The organism is Bacillus salacetis, from assembly GCF_049177075.1.
Taxonomy (GTDB): Bacteria; Bacillota; Bacilli; order Bacillales; family Bacillaceae_B; genus Rossellomorea; species Rossellomorea salacetis_A.
Genome location: NZ_CP185377.1, coordinates 4,109,588 through 4,132,193 on the forward strand (window position 1 = coordinate 4,109,588; position 22,606 = coordinate 4,132,193).

Below are 22,606 nucleotides of genomic sequence, written 5' to 3' on the forward strand. Positions count from 1 at the left end.
ATATCCTTTCTACCTAGTTAGTCTATACCATACATTTTCAGTATTTTTTCTACACTTATTGTTACATCATATCCAGCTTGGGCAATTTTTTCTTGAATATATCTGTTATCAGGTTGTTCAACTTTAATTTTGTTTAAAATTAGCTGATACCAAACTTCTATGTCACTTTCAAGACTTTCAAAGTTCACCAGCCCTAAACCTAAATCAACATCACTTGTCACTCCGTTAGAAACAATTGCAGGAAGTCCAGCAGCTTGTGCTTCTATCAATGTTAGTGGAACCCCTTCATAATAAGAAGGCATTATCAAAATATCAAGAGCTTTCAAAACAACAGGAATGTCTTCTCTTACTCCTGAAAATTTCACCTCTTTAGTTAATTTAAGGGCTCTAACGTTATCCTCATACTTACTCCTTAATTCACCGTCTCCAACAAAGACCATTCGAAATTCTTTACCTTTTTGTTTAAAGTACTGTGCTATTTTTATTGCAAATTCATGATTTTTTACATGTTTAAAACTACCTATCAATCCAATAGTAATTGCTCCCTCAGGAATCGATAGTTCTTTTTTAAAATTTGAAACCTTCTCATTGTTTACATTCAAAAAATTATCTGAATTAATCGCATTAGGTATTATTATTCTTTCTTCATCTTTTGGTTTAAATAAAAATTGAAAAGCCTCATCACTGCATGCACATAATATGTTCGCATTACTTTGGATCAATCCCCTAAGCAGATACATAGAAATATCATTAAAAATACCTTCATTGGTGTTCCACGAAGAACTGTGAGAATGACTAATTCTTTTCTTCACTTTAGCAAGTTTAGCAGCTAATAACCCAAAACCACTCAAATAATCAATGTGGGAATGTACGGCCTCAAAAGGGCCATTCTTTTTGATAATGTTTAGTAGTTTTATAACATAGTTAACCGGCCCTACTTTTCTTATGTTAGGACAATAATATATATTTCCACCCATCTGGCGTATTTCATCATCAAAATCTCCCTTCTCATTAGAATGAGAGATAAAGTCAAATTGCACTTTGGATCGGTTAACGTTCCGATATAAATTCATAATCATAGTCTCTGCACCACCACGGTTGGTTCTGCTAACAATATGCAAGACTCTTTTGATTTTTGTAACATTTCCGTCTCTATTATCTTTTTCTAGTTTAGTAATCAATAATTCTCACCTTCAATATTTCCTAAAACACACATTTTATTAAGATGGCCTATTGTTGATATAAAAATCTTCCAGCCATTCTACTGTGGAATTAATCTCGTATCCAGCCTCGACTATAGAAGAAAACATATCTTTCCGATTATAGCCATTTGCGTATCTTAAAATTTCATCTGACCAAAATTGAATAGGTTTATTTAGGTCAATAAATTCAACCAACCCTGTTATATCTGAATCCTTTGTTATTGTGCTTGAAAATATACAAGGGAGTCCCGCTGCTTGTGCCTCCACTCCTACAATTGGAAGTCCTTCAAAATAAGATGGTAAAATAAAAATATCCATTGCTTGTAATACTTCTGGGATGTCAGAACGTATTCCGGCAAAAATAACTGCGTCATTTAATTGTAACTCATCAATCCTATTCCGAATACTTTTTTCTAACTCGCCTTTTCCAATAAGTAATAGGACTGCATTATTATTTTTTTTATAAACTTCATTGAATACATCTATTAAAAACATATGATTTTTTTGGTAACTGAATCTACCAACATGACCTATAACGTATTTACCCTTCAACCCTAGCTTACTTCTAAGTTTATCTCTTGTTTCTTTATTATGTCTAAAAGTTGAGGCATTTATGGCGTTTTTGAGAACCTTCACCTTACCAGAAGAGACATCCGCTTTCCCAAAAAGCCACTCTCCTGCTTTAATTGAACACGCAAATTTATAGTTAGGAAATAAGATAAGAATTGGTTTAAAAATGTAATGTAATAACGAACTTAATACTCTTTTTACCTTATTAGAGCTATCAATAAATGTGTTATGTGAATGAATAATAATATTCTTAAATCCAAGTAATTTAGCTATAATAACATAAATTGCAGGCACAGCTGATGATAGGTTAATATAAAAGTAATCATAATTATTGTTATCTGATACTTTTTTTAATTCTTTTATAAAAAGAAATGGGCTTTTCTTAAAGAGCGGTATTTTATATATATTAGCACCTGTACTAGTAATTTCGTCTTCAAAATCCAATTTTTCTTCAAACGTTAGGAAATCAATTTGAACTTTATGCTTATTAATATTCCTATAATTATTTAATAAATATTCAGTTGAGCCACTCTTTGTGTTTGCGATAAATCCTTGTAATACCCTAATTGGCTTATTCATATTTCCCCCCCTAATTCTCTATAAATATATAAATACATATTATAAAAATGAGTTTGATCCTGATTTTATATTTATACAGCTTGCCCCATCATAGTTATTCTTAACTCTTAAAACACCATCAAAAAATCCTAACAATGGGTCAAAAGTGGAATTTCTTATCCCCTTATTACAAGCGTCTATTAATACTCCTAGGAGGACAAAAATCAAGTACCACTTTGTAAGTTTAGAAGAATAATTTTTTACATTTTTATTGTAAAAATAATAATAAAAACAAACTCTCGCATCATAATCCTTACGCATATTATACCTACCAGTTTGTATATGATGATGATAGGCTACCGCATCATTTAATTTTCCAATTAAATACTTTTGACTTACTCTATAGGAATAATCGGCATCTTCACCTAAAGAATATCTCACTAGACACTCATCAAAAAGAAATTCATCGGTAACTTCTTTACGATAAGCTGTTATACCTCCTGATAACTTATACATTAATTCTATATTTTTATTTAAATAATTTTTTTTCGGTTCTTTCACTCTCACTGAAAATGGTCCACGTTTAAAAAAGTCTCTGATAAAATTATATATTGGATTTATCTCTTTTTTTAGATGCTGCCTTCCACAAATCCCATATATCTCCGGATGCTCTTCAAATGTTGATATCACTTTTTCTATGAAATCTGGATATAGTTCTAAGTCGTCATCAAAAAAGAAAAGTATATCAGATGTGTTTAATTCAATCCCTTTATTTTTGGCGTGAGTTAAGCCTGTAATAGTTCTATCATGTACATACTTTAGCTTTATGAAGTTATTTTCACCACATAATCCACTGATTTCTTTTTGATAATTCCTTTCACTCTGATCTATTATTATTAATTCATTAGGTAAAACACTTTGTTTAAATATACTTTCTAACAAAACCTCTAAACTCTTAAGTCTATTCATTGTAGGGATAATAACACTAGTTTTCATGAAAAATTCTCCTCAAAACCAAATTACGAAGAAACATATATCTTCTTAATAGTTTCTGTTAGTATAGTCGAAGAGGTACCAGCAGTATATGGGAAGTAAATAACCGATACCCCAACAGAATTGAACTCTTCTTCATATTTTATCCATGAAGGCGACCCCTTCCAGTCATCTCCAACAAACACTACATCAAATTTTAAATTCTCCCATGCACCAAACTTATCCATATTTTCTTGTGGGACAACTTTATCCACATATTTAATTGAAGAAACTATTTCTACTCGTTCGTTATATGGAATAACTGGAGTCTTATTTTTTCTTATCTCTACTAACTCATCAGTTGTTACTCCTATTATCAGATACTCACATTGATCCTTAGCTCTACGTAATAGATTCAAATGTCCAACATGAAATAAGTCAAAAACTCCAGTTGCATATCCAACACTAAATTTTTTCATAAAATCACTCCTCCATATATCATTTCTAATACTCTACAATAATTTCTTCTATTACCTTTGATGTAGAAAAATTGTTAATAATACGCTCTTTTGCCTTGATACCTATATCAGGGGTATTTAAAGCTTCTTCAATTTTTATCACGTACTGATCAATATCGCCAACTGGTACTAAGAAGCCAGTAACTCCATCCACTATCAGATCTTCGTTACCTCTTATTTTTGACGCAACTATCGGTTTACCGATAGCCATAGCTTCCATTACTGCTCTAGGTAGACCTTCTTGATTTGAGGTAAATAAAAACAGATCCATAGCATTAAAGTAGGGTATGACATTCTTACAGTAACCTGCAAATATACAATTTTGTGTTATTCTTAGTTCTTTTGCCAACTGTTTCATTTCTTCCAATTTTTCACCAGTTCCTACCATTAAGAATTTATAGTTGCTATTTAATTTAATTAGTCTTTGAGCAACATATAAAAAGTCAATATATCTTTTTCGTGGAATAAACTCAGCTACTGTTCCTATGACAATATCATTTTTAGCGAAATTACATTTTAATCGTATGTCTAATCTTTCCTTTAAATTAGATTGGTCATTTTGAAACCTCTCGATATCTACTCCCACTCCATGTATTAAGGAAACATTGTTCTCGCCATACATTTTTTTACCCATTTTATAATCATAATTATTCATAACAAAAAGTTTATCAGTAAAAAAAGACATAAACTTTTCAATTGAATAATAAATTGCATTGTTTAACTTCTTACCTCCAGGATGAAAATGAAATCCATGAGCTGTATAAAAAACTTCCTTTTTGCAAAACCTTCCTGCTAATCGACCAATTACTCCACCAACAGGCTCATGTGCATGTATCAGATCAAAATTCCCTTTTTTTATAATATTAATTAATTGAATTAGGCCTTTAAAATTTGTCAGCTTTACTGGACTTCTCTTAATATTGATTTCATGTACAACTAACCCATGTTCATCACGTAATGCATTTATTATTTCACCTGTACTAGAACATGCACACTCAACTGTATATCCACTACTTTCCAGTTCCCTGATATGAGGAACAAGAAAGTTCCATATCATCGAGTCAACAGTACATACGTATAATATCTTCTTATTAGCCAATACATATCTCTCCCAAATATCTTTGTTATAGTACTGTTTTAATTTATTATAGTTATAAACTAATTTAATTTATTATATTTCTCTGCACTTATAGCATAATACGTGAACGTTGCAACTAAAGAAGAAACATTAAATAAACCATAGAATATAACTAATAAGTCAAAGCTTTGTGTGATAAGAGCAAGAATTAACAAAGGCATAAACGCACCTGAAATCCCTAATTCCTTATCAATACGTTCTCTTAACCAAGAAATTTTTGATGGGGCTTCATCTGCAGGTTTTACCACACCAATTAAATGCATTGTAAAGTTATACTTTTGGTGAATTAATCTTGCTAAAGCGTCAGCAATAGAAGCAACTGCTCCAATGATAACTAAATACACACTGTGTTCTTGAAATATTATTCCGTTTGTATTAAATGCTGCAATACCAATAGAGAGGAAAACAAAAGCTACCATAAAATAACCACTAAGTGCGTCTATTAACGACCCGATAGGGGAAGAGATTTTTTTTACTCTTGCTATATTTCCATCCACACAATCAAAAACCAACCATAAATTTATTAAAACTACTCCAATAATTTGTGTAATTAGGTTATCAATGCTTAGAGTTATACAACCAGATAAAGCAACGAAAATTGACAAATACGAAACAGTGTTTGAAGAGAAGCCTAGATTGATAAATAACCAAGTAAATAAAAAGGAAACTCTTCGAATAAGGATTTTCACCCAAAATGAACTTTTTTTATTTTTAGATTTAGGTAATGACTCTACAATTTTATTTAAACTAAAATACAAGACAGGAACCCCTTTCAAAAATCAAATATCCTTCACCTTATTTATACTATCCTTCATTATTATTTGAATAGTTGAAAGAATAATTTTCAAATCATATATAACTGATAATCTATCAAGATACTTAACATTCAGCTCTATTTTATGCGGCATAATATTATTGATATATTCTCTTTCCGGATCATTACTTTTTGATAATATATTATTTTCATCTCTGTATTCTATTGATGCAATATCAGTAATACCTGGTCTTATTTTTAAAATATTTCTTTGGTACTTGTTATAACGAGCAACATACCTAGGTACCTCTGGCCTCGGCCCAACAAAACTCATATCCCCAAATAAAACGTTTATTAGTTGTGGCAATTCATCTAGTTTTACTTTTCGTAAAAAATGACCTACTTTTGTTATCCGACTATCTTTACCTACCGTTATTTGCATACCTTTTTTCTCTGCGTTGGTTACCATTGTCCTAAACTTATATATTTTAAATTCCTTCCCACCTTTTCCGATTCTTATTTGCTTAAATAAGATAGGACCTTTTGAATCAAATTTTATTATAACGGAGATTATTATAAATAAAGGGGATAAAACTAAAAGGCCAATACAAGAAACTACAGAGTCAAAAGCTCTTTTTATCAAAAGCTGACCCTTTTTTTCCTCTAGTAATTCATTTATATCCAAAGTTTCATTCCTCTGCTTAGCTCTCGTTTCATGTAACTCTGACATATTTCCTTCCACCTATCATATAACGGATTTTAAAACACTAATTACATACTCGACATCCTCATCGCTCAACAGAGTATGGAGCGGAAGTGTAATTTCATTAGCATACTGATGAAATGCATTTGAATAATTCTTTATATCAAATCCTAAATTCTTATAAGCTGTAAACATAGGTAATGGTTTGTAATGAACATTACACGCAATACCCGCATCAGCCATCTTAACGATTATTTCATTTCTCTTTTCTTCCCTGATACCAGGTATCCTCATTAAATAAAGATGACCTGATGATGCAAAGTCCTCACCATAATGTTGCAGTCCTTGGATACCTAATGGTAATAATGCACTATCATACATCTCAATAATCTCTCTACGTCTTTCCAATAATACTGCATATCTATCTAACTGGATTAAACCTATACTTGCCATAATATCAGTCATATTGCACTTATAGGCAGGATAAACAATATCATACTCCCAAGCACCTTTTTGTGTTTTTGCCAGCGCATCTTTAGATTGACCATGAAGGCTATACAGCATGAATTGCTTATAAAGCCATTCATCATCTAAACCAGCAACATTACGCCAGACTACAGCTCCACCTTCAGCTGTTGTAAAATTCTTCACAGCATGGAAAGAGAAGCAAGTAAAGTCTGCAACTTGCCCACATTTGAATCCTTGTCTTTCAGCTCCAAAGGCATGCGCAGCATCCGTTATAACAATTATTCTATTAAATAACCTCTGTAATTCATTATTTGCCTTAAATAGTTTATTTTTACTTGCTACTATTTCAAATATGGTATCGTAGTTACACATCTTCCCTGCAATATCTACTGGAATTATTGCTTTAGTTTTTTCAGTTATGGCATCTGCTAATTTAGAGTAGTCCATTTCAAATGAATCTGGTGCTGTATCTACTAAAACTATTTTCGCACCTACGTGATCTATAACTGAGGCAGATGCAGTATATGTGTATGCTGATGTAATAACTTCATCGCCAGGACCAATTCCTAAAATCCGAAGAGTAAGCTCCATGGCAGCAGTTGCTGAATTTAAGCAAACAGCTTTGTTTGTCCCAACATATTTAGCAACTCTTTTTTCTAATTCTTTAGTTCTTGGTCCAGTTGTAATCCAACCTGATCTCATTGCTTTAATTACTTCTTCAATCTCCGCTTCTGTAATATCTGGAGGAGAGAAAGGTATATTTTTTAATTCTGTATCTTTCATTGCATATTCCTCGCTTTTTCAAGTTTTGGTTTAATAGTTATTTAGTTTGTTAGGACTAAATTAGAGTCTATTTTTTTCTAATCAACTACTAACCCACTAAATCAACCTGCCAAGTAAATACGAAATAGATATTCACTTCTTTTAACCCCTTTAACCGATTTTCCTTCTATTAATTCTCCATCCAATCAATCTATAATCCTCATTCAAATCTCCTCAAAACCTTATAGCGGAAGACTTTCATCATACTTTACAAGATAAGAAGAAAAACGAAGTCCTAAATGGATATAAATAACCAATACCCCATGATACTCCTTCTCCAGCTACACTCGGTTAGCTCACAAACCTCTTCCTCTTTATCCCACCAATAACAGAAATAGCAACAATAGAACTGAGGGTTTTTAAAATAATCAATTCAGCCAACAGCTCTTTAACCTTACAACGAACCACACATACGTTAGAACCTACAAGGCTGTTCGAAAGAACAGCCCAATATAAAAGGAAGAAAACAAACTTTAACGAACTAAAGCCCAACCTTATCCTTACTAATCACACTCTCCAGATACTCCAAAACATTTCCCTTCAAATCCTCACGCTGCAGCGCAAACTCAACAGTAGCCTTAATAAACCCAAACTTATCCCCAACATCATAACGCTCACCTTTGAACTCACAACCAACAACCATCTGCTGCTCATTCAATTTCTTGATCGCATCGGTCAATTGAATTTCACCGCCAGCTCCAGGTGCCTGGTTTTCGAGGATCTCAAATATCTCTGGTCTAAGAACATAACGTCCCATAATGGCATAGTTGGAAGGAGCTTCTTCCTTCTTCGGCTTTTCAACCAGGTTATCTATGCCAAACACGCCCGGCTCCATTTCTCCACGGCCTATTGAAATCACACCATACTTAGAGACATCCTCCTCAGGTACAGGCTGCACACCAATGACAGAGGAATTATATCTCTCGTATACATCAATCAACTGTTTAAGACCTGGGGTATCAGGAGAGTTGACAATATCATCTCCAAGAAGTACCGCAAACGGCTCATCCCCAATGAAACGGCTGGCAACGCCAATGGCATGGCCAAGTCCAAGCGGTTCTTTTTGACGGATATAATGGATGTTCGCTAACTGGGAAATCTCTTGAATTTCCTTCAACTGCTCGAACTTCTCTTTTTTAACAAGGGTTTCTTCCAACTCATAAGACTTATCAAAATGATCCTCGATCGCTCTTTTTCCCCTGCCGCTTACAATAATAATATCTTCAATCCCGGACGCTACCGCTTCCTCAATGATATATTGAATCGTTGGTTTATCAACTATTGGGAGCATTTCTTTTGGCTGAGCCTTTGTCGCCGGCAAGAATCTTGTTCCTAATCCTGCTGCAGGAATAATCGCTTTTCTGACCTTTTTCATTTCATCCACTCCTTAGTTTGCGCTTTTTATTATTAGATTTTCTTGTTTATTCGCCAAATCCAAAACATACTGTGCTAAGTAATAAGGTTCAAAACTTACATGGTTTTCCACCAGGTTATACACTCTCTCATAATCAAACTCGACCGTCTTCCCAATAAAGATCTTCGGAAACACTGCTTCACTATGAACTTCATTTTCTCCCAAAAGCTCTTCATACATTTTCTCACCAGGACGGATACCGGAATACTTCAATCCGATTTCATCTATCGTATAACCGGACAGCTGAATCAGGTTTTTCGCCAAATCAACAATTTTAACCGGTTCCCCCATATCAAGGACAAAGATCTCGCCGCCTCGGGCAAGAGCTCCGGCTTGGATGACTAGTCTGGATGCTTCAGGAATCGTCATGAAGTATCGTGTCATATCAGGATGGGTAACCGTAACCGGACCGCCCGCCTGTATTTGTCTCTTGAACAGCGGGATGACACTTCCGCGACTTCCCAATACGTTTCCGAAACGCACTGCCACAAAATTCGTCTGACTGTCCTTGTTCAGGTTCTGAATCACCATTTCCGCTATCCGCTTCGTCGATCCCATGACATTGGTAGGGTTAACGGCCTTATCAGAAGAAACAAGAACAAATGTATTTACACCGAAAGTATCGGCCGCTTCTGCAACATTCTTCGTTCCAATGACATTGTTCTTCACCGCTTCTTTCGGATTGTACTCCATAAGAGGAACATGCTTATGTGCCGCTGCATGGTAGATAACATCCGGAGCATGTTCTTCCATCACTTCGAAGATACGGCTGCGATCTTGAATATCGGCAATAACAGGGATGATTTCAATTTCGTTTTGATATTGATTGCGCAGCTCCATATCAATGGTGTAGATGGAATTTTCTCCGTGGCCTAACAGCAGAAGCTTCTTCGGGTTGAACTTGCTGACCTGACGGCATATCTCGGAACCAATCGATCCTCCTGCTCCCGTAACCAGGATGGTTTTACCGGTAAGCTTTTGGGAAATGCTCTTGATATCAAGTTCAATTGGATCTCTTCCTAACAGGTCTTCCACCTGTACTTCACGGAACTGATTGACCGATACTTTTCCAGTCACGATATCTTCAATCATTGGCATGATCTGCGTTTTCGCTTTTGTTTTGCTGCACTCTTGGTAGATTTTTTGAATCTCTGCTTTACTTAATGAAGGGATGGCAATAATGATATTATCAATCTTTAAATCTTGTACCAGCTGTGGAATATCGGAGGTGACTCCCTGCACGGTTACTCCGTAGATTTGCAGTTTTTGCTTCTTGATATCATCATCGACAAATGCAACTGGTTCTAAATCTGTGTCATTGCTCTTTAACAACTGCCGTACAAGCATGGTTCCTGCAGATCCTGCTCCAACAATCAGCGCCCTCTTCTTTACCTCTTTTGACTTCATGATGCTGTCTCTGTACATTCTCCATGCGAATCGAGATCCGCCGATGAAGATGGTATGCATCATCCATGTAATCATCAACACACGGACGTAAACATCCCCTTGGATGAGGAGCTGTACTGTTCCGGCAGCCAAAACGGAAATCGTAACCGATTTAATGATTGCCACCATTTCCCCGACACTGGCATACTCCCAAGCCTTATGATAAAGACGATATACAAAAGCAAATAAGTGATGGCTGACAAGCAAGGTAATGGAACTTAAGGCAAGGATGGGAAACGCGGCAATGCTCAGGTTTGGATTAACCGTGTAATAACTAATAAAAATGGCACTAATCACGATAATTGAATCCAGCAGCATCAGCAGCGATAACCGTTTTTGATAACTCAATGTAATCCCTTCTTTTCTCATTATTTATAATAGGCATAAAATAAATATGTAATGAAAAAACACATTTTAATAGAATGTTTTTTCATTACATATTTAATTGGTTTCTTTATTTTCTTGAAGGCGTTCCTTTATGGCACGTTCTATGACTCTATGTATTTCTTCCAGCTTTTCCATTGGGGCATCTTGATAAATATATCGGACTGTTTTTTGAATGGTTTTTGGCATGTCTTGAAACTTTTTAGACATTAACGGACACAGCCTCCTCACCGGTTTCGAAGTTTATTATGAAAGCGCATTATTCTACTTTTTATGTTTACGATGTTTGAAATTGGGTATTAAAGAAAATGGGCATCGAACCCACCCTCACACCTTACCATTGACAATTGATGTCTAAGGTCTGACTGTGCGCCAGCCCACAGCATGATCGAGTGCCTCCGACGATAGCGGGTAGGAGACATAACCGTTTTAATAAAAATTGGAAACAATTACATATTTTTGCTTTTAACAGCAACAAAAACTAGCTTTTGGCTAGTTTTTGGTCTATTTCCAGTTAATCTTCTGTTTCTAACGACAAATATTGCGTTTTTGTTACTTTATTCTTATAAAACTATAACATAATATGTCATATGGTTGAATGAGAGATTCTGTCGAAATATGTCGAAATATAACTTTGTAACTTAAATATAGAATGGTTTAACAGTTTCGCTCTAGAACAATCCTAAGATTTTCTTCTTCTTGATCTTCCTTGGTGCTTCTTTATAGGCTGTTTGCCCCTCTACTAACAATTCACTGTTTTCCATCAACTGGTAGACCATGTCAGTGTCGAACTTCTTCTCCACTACGTCTATGGCCTTATCCATTTTAAATGGACGTGTTTTTGTATTATGGGCATCGGATGCTACAAAGTGAGTGAGATTATTCTCTATGAGTGAAAGAGAGAACTTCTGAATCTTCTTTCCGAATCCGCCAGCTACGCTAAGAGCTGTTACTTGGGAGTATGCACCTCTTTTTATAAGAGAATATAATACATCTGGATTCTCTATAATTTCCTGGTTGCGTTCAGGATGGGCAATGATAGGCATATATCCTTTTAACTGAATATCGAACATCAGCTGTTCAGCATATCTAGGCACATGGGAGGAGGGGAATTCCACCAATACATATTGAGATCCTTCAGAAAGTGTCAGCAATTCCTTCGCTTCCAGCTCATCTGCCATTTCTCCGAAAATATGTATCTCCTGCCCCGGTAATATGGTCACCGGTATGTTCTCTTCTTGTAGTCTTTTGTTTAATTCATCAACCTTTTTTAATACTAATTGTTGAGGAGTATTATACCTTCCATCTCTGTGGTGAGGGGTGGCGATGATCTTTTTTATACCTTCACTTGCCGCGCGCTGTGCCATGGCAAGGCTGTGTGTCATGTCCGGTGAGCCATCATCCACCTCCGGAAGTATGTGACAGTGAATATCAATCATAACGAATCCCTCTTCCTGGTCAGAATCTATAACTATATTACCATAGATTCCATTATCAGTAAGAGGGATTTTTTTACAGTTATTTTTTACCACCATAATAATAGTAGTAATTTGAAGATTTAACATCTTTATTGTTCAGCACAACACCTAGCAGTTTGGCTTTTGCACTTGTTAGCTGCTCTTTTGCCTTTTTCGCGCCATCTACTTCCGTTGTTCCGCTGGATACCACCAAGATGGTCCCCTGGCATTTGTTGGCCAAAATTTGTGGATCTGTAACAGCTAAGACAGGCGGGGCATCAAAAAGGATAATATCGTACAGCTCATAACAATCCTCAATCAAACGGTCCATACCTTGAGATCCGATTAATTCTGCAGGGTTAGGCGGGATCGGCCCTGAAGTCAGGCAATCCAGATTTTCCACTTCTGTTGATTGAATCGCATTTTCCAAGCTGATTTGTCTCGTGATGACGTTTGATAGTCCTACTGTATTCATCTTTTGGAATGTGTAATGAATGGTTGGTTTTCTTAAGTCAGCATCGATTAAAAGCACTTTTTTGCCTTGCTGGGCATAAACGACAGCCAAATTGGAGATCGTTGTGGTTTTTCCTTCACCAGGACCTGTAGACGTTACCATCAGAGAACGATATGGCTGATCGACCGTTGAGAATTCAATATTGGTCCGAAGTGTACGGAATTGCTCAGATATAGGTGATTTCGGGGCAGCATCTGTAATCAACTTTCTCCCATGACTGTTACTATTTATCTTATTTTTCCTAGCCAATCGTCTCACCTCTCATGCTTCTTCTATCAGAACGGCTCTTCTTTTCCATTTTCACATCATCAATGGTAGTGACCGCACCAAGCACAGGCAGTTCCAGCATTCTTTCGATGTCCTGTTCGCTCTTTAATGTGTTATCGAAGTATTCTAATAGGAATGCTAAACCAACACCCGCCATCAATCCTACTACTAATGCAATCGCGATATTTAACATCGGCTTTGGTTTGATTGGGCTGACTTTGTCTCCTACCTCTGCACTTGAAAGGATGCTGACATTATCGACGTTCATAATTTTAGGAATCTCATCTTTGAATACGGTAGCCACTTCGTTTGCGATAAGAGCCGCCTTTTGTGGATCTGGATCTGTTACGGATACATTTACGACCTGGGAATTATTTTCGCTTCCCACAGAAATTTTGTCACTCAGACTTCCTGATTCCATATCAAGATTTTCTGTGACCTTGTCAAGAATTGCAGGACTTTTCATAATGACGTTATAAGTATTTATGAGTTCCAAGTTCGTTCGTATGTCGTTGGAATCGAAAGTTGCCTGTTCACTTTTTGCCTGGTTGACAAGCAGCTGTGTGGACGATTGGTAAATCGGTGTCAATACAAAGTAACTGACGATTCCGCTCGTGATGACGGCCAAGGCTGTTATAAGGACAATTAGACTGAGTCTCTTCTTGAGAGTGTCTAATATTTCTCGCAGACTGATTGTTTCTTCCATTGTTTCCCCCACTTTTTCTTATTTGGTTTCAAATCTTGTAACATTATAGCACAGATATTCCGTAAGATATTAGACGTTTTTGTAAAATAATGTGTTTTTCCGTCGAAATTGGTTAGAAATTTTTACTAATTACTATTATAATAGACCTAATTACCTTTATTTCAGAAAGGGGACATGACATTGGCCTTTAGGGTTTTTGCTATTATTTTTTGTATTATTGGTATCGGCGTTATCGGGTATGGCCAGTATCATTGGCAGCAGGAAGCTGTTGTGGATGTTGGAAGTGCCAGTGCCGCAGTTGAGATTGAAGGAGAAGAAGCGACTGCAAGTACGACAGAAGAGGCTGCTTCTTTGTCTGAGATTTCATTGGAAGACTTGGAATCATCTATTTCTCTTTTACCAGAAGAAGCGCAGGACACATTTTTGACTTCTTATGAAAATGGAGACAGTATTTCCCTGCTGATTCTTGGATCTAAGGCAATCGGAGATGATGAGGGTTCAGCTCAATTGATGAAGGAAGGCATCCAGGAAGCTTATGGAGAGGATTTCATCACAGTAGATACTTATACATATGACGGAACTTCACGTAATCTTGTTGAAGAACTGGATACATTAGAAGAACTTGACCAAGAGTATGACCTTGTTTTGGTCGAGCCGTTTATCATGGTCGACAATGGAAAAGTAGGGGTTCCCGAGAATCATTCCAATATGGAGGAATTGATGGGACACTTTAAGAGCTTGAATGAGGATACCGTATTCTTTTTCACACCAGCGCTGCCTATCTTTGAAGCAAGCATCTATCCAGGGCAGGTTGAAGACTTCAAAGAATATGCTGCTGAAGAAGAGATTCCGTTTATCGATCACTGGTCCGCATGGCCTGATTATAACGAGCCTGAATTTAAAGACTTTATTGATGATGACGGCTACCCTAACGCGGAAGGCGCTGAAATTTGGGCGGATGAAGTTGTTGGATACTTTACAAATTCATAATGATTATTCCCAGTGTCTGTCACACTGGGATTTTTTATGTCTAAAAGAATAATATAATATGCTCAGAGACTACCCTTTTTTACAAGAACCGTGGTAAAATACTCATAAACTACTACTACTTTATGACAAAAGGGGAAATAATGTGAAAAAGGTGTTATTTACTGTCGCCGCTACTGCTGTTATTTCCACTGCGTATGGTGCTGCTGCAGAGGCAAGTTCCCATACAGTTGCCAGTGGAGATTCACTTTGGTCGATCGCCAAGAAATACGGCACATCGGTCAACACTATTAAAGAGCTGAACAGCTTAACTTCTGATGTCATCTATCCGAAACAGGTACTGAAAGTGAGTGCTGATGAGAAGGTGTCTTCACCTCCCGTTCAGGAAATTGCTCCGGCTCCAACCATTGAAAAGAAGTACACGGTGGTTTCCGGGGATACGCTGATCGGCATTGCCAACAAGCATTCTATCACTCTTGCAGAGTTGAAGGCTTTGAATAACCTGTCTGGGCATCTCATCTATCCAGGACAGAGTTTGGTTGTTGGGCAGAGTACTGTGGTTGCGCCGGCTCCTGCTGCACCCGCACCGGCTGCTCCAACGCCGGCTCCACCAAAGATAGAGTCACCTGAATCAACTTACATTGTTAAGTCCGGGGATACTCTATCAGCCATTGGAAGAAGCTTAGGGGTTACCGTATCACAGCTGAAAGAATGGAACAGCTTGAGAAATGATATGATCTTTGTCGGGCAGAAGCTGAAGGTTAAAGCTGGTTCTACTGCAACGCCTCCTTCAGATGGGAAGCCTTACAATGTGACCAAGTTGATTGAGGAAGCGAAGTCCCTTATCGGAACTCCTTATGTATGGGGCGGAGCCAAGGTCGGCGGATTCGACTGCAGTGGCTTTATCTATTATGTGTACAATCAAGCTGGATATAAGGTTAATAGGCTTACGAGTGGCGGCTACTACAATCGTACATACTATGTGAACCAGCCAGAGGTTGGCGATATCGTGTTTTTTGAGAATACATACAAACAAGGAATCTCTCATTTGGGAATCTATCTTGGTGACAACCAATTCATCCATGCGGGTGACAATGGAGTGCAGATCTCCAGTTTGGATAGTACCTATTGGAAGAATCATTTTGATGGGTTTAAGAGGTTTTATTGATAGCAGAAAATGTATTATAAGCTACTAAACTACATGTTGCATTAAAACGTCCTGGAATTAAACAGGACGTTTTGTTTGTTACCCAGGTTTAAAGTCTCCTATGTTATTACCCCAAGAAAAAATGAAAATTAATTAATATTAATATTTGAAAAACCATTATATCCTTCAAGCATCTTTTTAGTTTCTTTTGTACTTAGTTGTAGAGGTACATTTTGATTTGTCACTATATAATAATCACCTATTTGAGATTGTTCTTCTTTTGTGAAAATTGTACCAATACCTATAGTTGTCTCTAATTTTGTAAGGTCTGTGCTTTTTTCAATTTTTATATCATGTTGTTTAAGAACTGTCGAATCGAAAAACAGTGATACATAGTTGTCTTTTGTTAAATGTTTTTTTGTTTCGTCGGAGAGAATAAAATCAAGTAAATAATCATTATCGTGATATTCTTCAAAGTATACCCTGCCTTTTTCCTTCCCTTCTTCTTTAAGGCTCCTTAAAAAACCATCTTTGATAATTAAAAGTAAATCTTCTTTTGTAGTAAAGTGTCTCAACAGTATTTTACTCACTCCCTTAATATTTTTGTAATAAGAGACATATCACTCATACCTAATTAATGCCAACACACTACATTTAATATAACATTATGATTATTAAAAGAAATGAAAAATTCCGAACTGGCTACTGGGAGGAGATTATTATTAGTTATTCAGATTATATTAAAATAAAAAATTTAGGCGGAGGGGGCAATGGAATAGTATCTTTACGTTCAAAAAAAGATCAAGTCCCTGTCGCTGTAAAAGTTTCTAAGATAAAAAACCCAAATAGTCGTTTTCAAAGAGTAAGGTTAGAACGATTTAAAAATGAAGCAATCAAAATGTATGAATTAACCACAGAAGATGTAGCAGGAATTATTCCAGTCTTACATTATGAATTACCCTGTCAAGAAACTGGTGAATACTTTTATGTAATGCCCCTAGCTACACCTCTACCTGAGGTATTATCTAGTATTAATCTTTATGAGAAAATAGATATTTTTAAGGATCTAGCAACAACATTAGAATACCTCCATGGTCGTGGTATAACTCATCGAGATATTAAACCAGAAAATATTCTTTACTATGAAGGAAAGTATTGCCTTGCAGATTTTGGACTAATAGATTTCCCTGAAAAGGAAGATCTGACTAAACTTAAAGAATCATTAGGGAATCGTAAAACAATGGCTCCAGAAATGAGAGAGGCTTTTCTTATAAAAGACTCTCGTCCTGCTGATGTATATTCAATAGCCAAAACACTTTGGCTTGTTTTAACGGAAGAAGAATTCGCCTTCGATGGCCAATTTAATTACTATCAAGATTCGAGATTAGGAATAATGTACCCTGGAGTTCATTTTGTTGAACTTTATAAGCTTCTTCAAGATTCAACATCTGAAGAACCAACGAAAAGACCTTCTATGAAAGAGTTTTTAAGTAGATTAATTGAGTGGGATGAGATATCAAAAAACGAAAGGAGAGCCAGCAAAAGTGCTTGGAGATTTTTTGAAGATATGGTTATTACACAACACCCTCCTAGCACCGTTATTTGGAGAGAAAAGGATCAAGTTATTAAAATACTAAAGAACTTCTCAAAAATTAATTTTAATCATACATTTATTCACGATGGTGGAGGAATGGACTTAATTGATATTACAGAATTCAACTTCGTAGAAGAAGATGACATGGTTCTTATTAATTTTGGTTTTAATATGCTAAATATCTTTAAAGTTAAGAGACTTGTCTGGGAATTACCTAATGAAGACCCCGAATTCAGTTACTTTCGTTTAGAATTTGAAAATATTGAACCAATCTACCCTGAAGCTGCAGAAGCAACATATAAGTGGATACAAGAGGATCCACGAGATACTGTAAATGAAGATTTAATTATAAATGAAATTGGACAATATGAACCTTATAGGGAAGATGAGGAACAAGCTTTGTTTCATGTAACTCGTTGGTTTAATGGGTCTTTGTTAATTGTTCCAAAAGGTTCTATTTACAATTCCATCCATGAAACATACGATGGAAGACATTCAAAATTAAGTAGTGATGACTTTAGAGAATATATGGAGTTACTACAGTATATTTATAACCATAAAATACTGGAACCATATTTCTTTTCAATTGCCAAACAGAATCCAACCGAGGATAATCTTTTGGAAGATTTAAAATCGCTTAAAAAAATGACAGATGCAGAAATAGTTGAAGCACTAAAAGATAACAATTAACAATGGGGGAAATTTATATCTAAACCTATAACTAATGAGCCTTCCTTTGAGCCTGTTCCCTAGTTAATAAAGACAAAAGACCCGCCTCTGCGGGTCTTGGAGCGTGATACTGGAAGAGGTGCTCTGTTCCTTATCTTCCCTCTACTATCTTATAATAAATATATTGATCGACCGCGTTATATCCACCCAGAACGGTATACTCTTTTATATCTCTGTTATAGAAGAATCTTTTTACTGAAACATCGACCTTATTTTGCTGTACTAGCAGGATTGGCTGGTTGCGCTTGGCTGCGAGTAATGAACCTGTCAGTCCGTCGGCAAAGTCCTCTCCAGTTGCAATGATCGGGTAGTATGATGTCGGGAAGAATCGGTCCGCAATGCGGACAGCTGTGACATAACGGTTTTCCCCGGCAATTCTTTCTCCGTTCCTCACTTCTTGCATCAAGCTGTCAGCCAATACTGCTTCTCCGCCGATGAAATACGTTTTACCCGCTTTTTGCAGCAAGCTTTTGCTTTCAGTGGTCAGCTTGCTGTGGTGCGTCAAGATAATGGGAATCTGTTTTAATGCAGCATAGGGACCAATCGCAATGGCATCCGGGAATTTTTCTTTATTGACAACGATCGCTTCCTGGTGAGAGGTTCCAAGAAGCTCGGCAACCTTCAATGACGTTTCCTCTCTATTTTTTCCGGCAATTCGTTCCACTCCGACATGTGCTTCATTTTTTAAACGTGTGATAACACTCTCTGAAATGGCGTTTGGCCCGCCCATTACCCAGACCTTGTCCGCTCCCAGCCTGCGGATTTCACTGATGGTTTCGTCCGGCAGGTGGGTATCCTTTGTTAATAGAATTGGTGCGTTGATCTTGGCGGCAAATGGTGTACTTGCCAATGCGTCCGCGAAATCATCGCCCCGCGCCAGCACAACTTGTTCCGCTCCTCCTTGCCAGCTCACCTGCGATAGAATACTGGCCGTGTCATATCGGTTATCTCCGGCAAAACGCTCTTCCATATACGCCTTTGATTCTTTTGGCAGCAGACTGATGATCAGCACGAACGCAAGCACCATTGTTGCTAGTTTACTTTTTAACACAAACATTCCCCTTTCCTTTATTCTGTAATTTTATTCTAGCATTTATAAAGTTTAATAGAGTACCCTATTTTTTCCAAGCGGCATGTCTTGTTGGACAGTTAGCTGGTTGGAGAGTAGGAACATGATTCTTTGGGTATATGACGAATAGAGGATATTTGTGTGAAGTTTTAATGTCATTTTTTACTATAAAGTTTTCTTTTCGACACGATTTTAGTATAGTACTCTTATGTCTACAAATTTTTACATTAGGTGGGAAACTCATTGAGAGCTGATAAACATGAAAAAAAGAAGAGTAGAAAAGGCCTGAAGATATTCGGTATCATCGTCCTGCTTCTGCTCGTTGCCGGCGGTGCCTATGTCTATTCCATTTATCATTCGATTAACCAGACAGCCTCTGATATGCATGAAAAGATTGACCGCGAGAAATCGGATAAACGTCCTGAAAAGGTATCGGTCGATAATCAGGAACCATTCTCAGTGCTGCTACTGGGTGTCGATGAACGCGAAAATGACCGCGGCCGCTCAGATACGATGATTGTTGTAACCGTCAATCCAAATGAAGAATCCGTGAAGATGCTCAGCATCCCTCGTGATACGTTAGTTGAAATTGTCGGCAAAGGCACTGAGGATAAAATCAACCACGCCTATGCATTCGGGGGTGTGGAGATGGCAATGGACACTGTTGAAAACTTCCTTGATATCCCGATTGATTACTATGCAAAGATCAACATGGATGGTTTCAAGGATATCGTTAATGCCGTAGGCGGTGTAACGGTGAACAACAGCTTTGCGTTTTCTTATGGCGGAGATTCTTTTGCTGAAGGTGAAATTACGCTTGATGGTGCCGAGGCATTGAACTATGCGCGTATGAGAAAAGCGGACCCTCGCGGGGACTTTGGCCGCCAGGAACGCCAGCAGCAGATCATCCAGGCTGTTATGAAAGAAGGAGCCAGCATCTCGTCCCTTTGGAACTACGGGGATATCTTCGATGCCATCGGCAAAAACGTCAAAACCAATCTGACGTTTGATGAAATGGTCGATATTCAGAAGAACTACAAATCGGCTGTCGGAAACATCGAAAGATCTCAACTTTCCGGAGCAGGTCAGAACATTGACGGTATTTACTACTTTATTGTTCCGACAGAAGAACTCGGTGAGACTCAGAAGATGCTGCAGGATCATTTGGAGTTATAGTGAGACATCGGGACAGGTCCCTAACAACCAAAAAGCTTGGGGTATCCCAGGCTTTTTACTATTTATATCAATTAACGACTCAATCGCTGAATAGTTAAACAGCAGAATAGAGGGAAAAACTCCCCTTAATTAGCAAATAGTATTGAAAACAACTTAAATAGAGGGAGAAATTCCTCTTATTCGACTCGAAAAACATGAATATAGCAATTTCGCTTTGTATAGAGGGAAAAATTCCTCTTATTTTTCCCAAAAACCACTTTTAATCTGGATTAACGGTAAAAACTACCCTTAGATTTCTATCACTGCTTCCTGGGGACGAAGGGGCAGGTTGCTCCCTTCGTCCCGTTCCTAATGAAAACCGACTCGTCATTGACGAGTCGGTTTTTTGTACTCATAGTCGAATCCACCGGCAGCTTTTGAGGTATTAATGAACAGTTAAGAAACCTAATCAGAACTGATTACACCGTACCTATTCTGTTTCCCCATCCAAGAACTCGCATCCCGCCACTTCAACCTTTTCGCTGAAATCCATCTGTTGCTTCCATCAGTATTGTTTTCAGGTTCCCATTCACAGTCATCTGTCCAATAGAATAACCCGTTATGTAAGATGAGCTTTGCATCATAAATGATTGAATCGTGGTTGATGGGACTTGGCACGATATGAAATTGCGTTACACCTTCAAATAACAATTCAATGGCGGAAGGGTTGCGTGCCTGTCTTTGAAAGAGCATCCGTACACTCGTATCGAGTTCAGCGGACATCCCCATTGATAAATTTTCATCCACATAACTTTCTGTCGACATATATAACTCTTTTAAACAACTATCATGGAATGCCCCGAAGCTTTCCAAAAGATCCTCTATGTTCTTACTAGTCTTAATTTCTGCCCACTCCATAGGATACCACCCCTTTTTCAACTACATCCCTAATACTCCACTATATTTAGCCATTGGCCATCAGGACCGATGTTGATGTGAGGGATCTCGTTCGACTCGAAAATATTATATAGATCAATGTTCTTCTTGTTTAGATTTTTTAAATACTGAGATACATCAGACTCTGAAAAAACAATATAATCTATCGTTGTCGAGCGTGTATAGAAATCGTGAATATATTGTTTCTTATGATCCTTTACATATCCAGCAATCCCAATGGTTCTTGGAAATATTCTTATTAAAGGGACCTTGATTTCACCCATTACGATAAAGTCATCTGCCAGTTTGTCTAACAGTTCTTCCTCCAATCAGGGATAATCGCATAGGTATAACAGCCCTGCTTATAAATGCTGCTGATGATATCGGCGAATCCCTGTTCATCTATGTCCTCATCAAGCCATACTTCCCTTACCTTTGGCATTCTTTTCAGATTGATCACCCCTCTGTGGCTAGTAATTCAACTCAATGGGTATGTTCTCCTTTTTGCTTCTAATTTTAATCAGCCCCGAATTCCCCTATAAATTGGGGAGCTGGTAATTTCATAATAATCAACCTGATGAGATGGTATATCAATTATGTATATTAAGGGACAAAGATTCTTAATAAATAAGTACTGTACCCTCACGCCTTCAAAGTGGCCTATTATTGCATACTGCTAAAATGCGCTTAATGCGGAATGAGACAGTTCCTTTTCCCCATCTCTATCGTTAATCTCCTAGATGTTATTTAATGAACACCTTTGTTTCTATTAATAATAATAAAAGTATGTAATGAGTAGATTAACACCAATAAAGGCTGCCAGCCCCATTTTAATTGGTCCGAACTTTTCCTGGAAAGGTTTTATATCACCTGCATCTTGACCTGTCCACCCTCGGATACCTGCATTCAAGGTGTTACTGGATTGGTGCGTGAATAAGGAAAATAGCCAAACAGCACAGAAAATGGACAATCCTCCCACAAAGAATGTATTAATGAGATTGAAATCAAATATTACTGCGGCCAAACTTAGTATTCCAAATTCCACTGCTATTGTCAGAAAAAGAGTTACCGTGTACTTTATCATGATTTATTACCT

At 37.1% G+C, this 22,606-nt stretch carries 24 protein-coding genes; 4 read left to right on the forward strand and 20 right to left on the reverse strand.

Going from position 1 to position 22,606, the window contains the following annotated elements:
- Positions 1-17: 17 nt before the first annotated feature.
- The 14 genes from ACOJQI_RS21120 to ACOJQI_RS21185 form a co-directional block, all read right to left on the reverse strand.
- Positions 18-1,181 (reverse strand): glycosyltransferase family 1 protein, encoded by a 1,164-nt coding sequence (locus ACOJQI_RS21120; protein WP_421381810.1) that lies wholly within the window; start codon positions 1,179-1,181, stop codon positions 18-20.
- 39 nt (positions 1,182-1,220) lie between these two features.
- Positions 1,221-2,351, reverse strand: a complete 1,131-nt coding sequence (locus ACOJQI_RS21125) for a glycosyltransferase (RefSeq protein ID WP_421381812.1) — start codon at positions 2,349-2,351, stop codon at positions 1,221-1,223.
- Positions 2,352-2,390: 39 nt separating this feature from the next.
- Positions 2,391-3,326 (reverse strand): glycosyltransferase family 2 protein, encoded by a 936-nt coding sequence (locus ACOJQI_RS21130; RefSeq protein WP_421381814.1) that lies wholly within the window; start codon positions 3,324-3,326, stop codon positions 2,391-2,393.
- Between the two features lie 23 nt (positions 3,327-3,349).
- Entirely contained in the window at positions 3,350-3,781 is a 432-nt protein-coding gene (locus ACOJQI_RS21135; RefSeq protein WP_421381815.1) for an adenylyltransferase/cytidyltransferase family protein, read from the reverse strand.
- Between the two features lie 25 nt (positions 3,782-3,806).
- On the reverse strand, positions 3,807-4,919 hold the full coding sequence (locus ACOJQI_RS21140) for a glycosyltransferase family 4 protein (RefSeq protein ID WP_421381817.1): 1,113 nt from the start codon (positions 4,917-4,919) through the stop codon (positions 3,807-3,809).
- Between the two features lie 59 nt (positions 4,920-4,978).
- Entirely contained in the window at positions 4,979-5,716 is a 738-nt protein-coding gene (locus tag ACOJQI_RS21145) for a CDP-alcohol phosphatidyltransferase family protein (protein WP_421381819.1), read from the reverse strand.
- A 21-nt stretch (positions 5,717-5,737) separates the two neighbouring features.
- On the reverse strand, positions 5,738-6,442 hold the full coding sequence (locus ACOJQI_RS21150; protein ID WP_421381821.1) for a sugar transferase: 705 nt from the start codon (positions 6,440-6,442) through the stop codon (positions 5,738-5,740).
- A gap of 15 nt (positions 6,443-6,457) precedes the next feature.
- A complete protein-coding gene (locus ACOJQI_RS21155; RefSeq protein ID WP_421381823.1) occupies positions 6,458-7,666 on the reverse strand; it encodes a DegT/DnrJ/EryC1/StrS family aminotransferase in 1,209 nt (402 codons plus the stop codon).
- A 520-nt stretch (positions 7,667-8,186) separates the two neighbouring features.
- Positions 8,187-9,080: a UTP--glucose-1-phosphate uridylyltransferase GalU gene (galU, locus tag ACOJQI_RS21160; RefSeq protein WP_421381825.1), complete on the reverse strand. Its 894-nt coding sequence runs from the start codon at positions 9,078-9,080 to the stop codon at positions 8,187-8,189.
- A 12-nt stretch (positions 9,081-9,092) separates the two neighbouring features.
- Positions 9,093-10,913 (reverse strand): polysaccharide biosynthesis protein, encoded by a 1,821-nt coding sequence (locus tag ACOJQI_RS21165; protein ID WP_421381827.1) that lies wholly within the window; start codon positions 10,911-10,913, stop codon positions 9,093-9,095.
- Between the two features lie 93 nt (positions 10,914-11,006).
- On the reverse strand, positions 11,007-11,159 hold the full coding sequence (locus tag ACOJQI_RS21170; protein ID WP_421381829.1) for a hypothetical protein: 153 nt from the start codon (positions 11,157-11,159) through the stop codon (positions 11,007-11,009).
- A gap of 461 nt (positions 11,160-11,620) precedes the next feature.
- Positions 11,621-12,388 carry a tyrosine-protein phosphatase gene (locus ACOJQI_RS21175; protein ID WP_421381831.1) on the reverse strand — a complete coding sequence of 256 codons (768 nt, stop codon included), beginning with the start codon at positions 12,386-12,388 and terminating at the stop codon, positions 11,621-11,623.
- Between the two features lie 79 nt (positions 12,389-12,467).
- Positions 12,468-13,169, reverse strand: a complete 702-nt coding sequence (locus ACOJQI_RS21180) for a CpsD/CapB family tyrosine-protein kinase (protein ID WP_421381833.1) — start codon at positions 13,167-13,169, stop codon at positions 12,468-12,470.
- The gene (locus tag ACOJQI_RS21185) at positions 13,162-13,893 is read right to left on the reverse strand and encodes a YveK family protein (RefSeq protein ID WP_421381835.1); all 732 of its coding nucleotides are present in this window, start codon (positions 13,891-13,893) and stop codon (positions 13,162-13,164) included. The genes ACOJQI_RS21180 and ACOJQI_RS21185 overlap by 8 nt, the downstream gene beginning before the upstream one ends.
- Positions 13,894-14,073: 180 nt before the next feature.
- Between ACOJQI_RS21185 and ACOJQI_RS21190 the strand changes: the two genes are divergently transcribed.
- Together ACOJQI_RS21190 and ACOJQI_RS21195 are read left to right on the forward strand one after the other, a co-directional pair.
- Entirely contained in the window at positions 14,074-14,883 is an 810-nt protein-coding gene (locus ACOJQI_RS21190; protein ID WP_421381837.1) for an SGNH/GDSL hydrolase family protein, read from the forward strand.
- 142 nt (positions 14,884-15,025) lie between these two features.
- A complete protein-coding gene (locus ACOJQI_RS21195) occupies positions 15,026-16,048 on the forward strand; it encodes a LysM peptidoglycan-binding domain-containing protein (RefSeq protein ID WP_421381839.1) in 1,023 nt (340 codons plus the stop codon).
- Positions 16,049-16,176: 128 nt separating this feature from the next.
- On the opposite strand, the gene ACOJQI_RS21200 is transcribed toward ACOJQI_RS21195, so the two are convergent.
- Positions 16,177-16,602: a hypothetical protein gene (locus ACOJQI_RS21200; RefSeq protein ID WP_421381841.1), complete on the reverse strand. Its 426-nt coding sequence runs from the start codon at positions 16,600-16,602 to the stop codon at positions 16,177-16,179.
- A 92-nt stretch (positions 16,603-16,694) separates the two neighbouring features.
- On the opposite strand from ACOJQI_RS21200, the gene ACOJQI_RS21205 reads away from it, so the two are divergent.
- Positions 16,695-18,311, forward strand: a complete 1,617-nt coding sequence (locus ACOJQI_RS21205) for a protein kinase domain-containing protein (protein ID WP_421381843.1) — start codon at positions 16,695-16,697, stop codon at positions 18,309-18,311.
- A 130-nt stretch (positions 18,312-18,441) separates the two neighbouring features.
- On the opposite strand, the gene ACOJQI_RS21210 is transcribed toward ACOJQI_RS21205, so the two are convergent.
- On the reverse strand, positions 18,442-19,401 hold the full coding sequence (locus tag ACOJQI_RS21210) for a cell wall-binding repeat-containing protein (protein ID WP_421381845.1): 960 nt from the start codon (positions 19,399-19,401) through the stop codon (positions 18,442-18,444).
- A gap of 261 nt (positions 19,402-19,662) precedes the next feature.
- Between ACOJQI_RS21210 and ACOJQI_RS21215 the strand changes: the two genes are divergently transcribed.
- Positions 19,663-20,595, forward strand: a complete 933-nt coding sequence (locus ACOJQI_RS21215) for a LytR family transcriptional regulator (protein WP_421381847.1) — start codon at positions 19,663-19,665, stop codon at positions 20,593-20,595.
- A 444-nt stretch (positions 20,596-21,039) separates the two neighbouring features.
- On the opposite strand, the gene ACOJQI_RS21220 is transcribed toward ACOJQI_RS21215, so the two are convergent.
- The 4 genes from ACOJQI_RS21220 to ACOJQI_RS21235 all read right to left on the reverse strand — a co-directional run bounded on the left by ACOJQI_RS21220 (position 21,040) and on the right by ACOJQI_RS21235 (position 22,594).
- On the reverse strand, positions 21,040-21,492 hold the full coding sequence (locus ACOJQI_RS21220; protein ID WP_421381849.1) for a hypothetical protein: 453 nt from the start codon (positions 21,490-21,492) through the stop codon (positions 21,040-21,042).
- Positions 21,493-21,521: 29 nt separating this feature from the next.
- Positions 21,522-21,839 carry a hypothetical protein gene (locus tag ACOJQI_RS21225; RefSeq protein WP_421381851.1) on the reverse strand — a complete coding sequence of 106 codons (318 nt, stop codon included), beginning with the start codon at positions 21,837-21,839 and terminating at the stop codon, positions 21,522-21,524.
- On the reverse strand, positions 21,821-21,970 hold the full coding sequence (locus ACOJQI_RS21230; RefSeq protein WP_421381853.1) for a hypothetical protein: 150 nt from the start codon (positions 21,968-21,970) through the stop codon (positions 21,821-21,823). Before ACOJQI_RS21230 ends, ACOJQI_RS21225 begins: the two co-directional genes overlap by 19 nt.
- 309 nt (positions 21,971-22,279) lie before the next feature.
- Positions 22,280-22,594, reverse strand: a complete 315-nt coding sequence (locus ACOJQI_RS21235) for a hypothetical protein (RefSeq protein ID WP_421381855.1) — start codon at positions 22,592-22,594, stop codon at positions 22,280-22,282.
- Positions 22,595-22,606 lie beyond the last annotated feature (12 nt).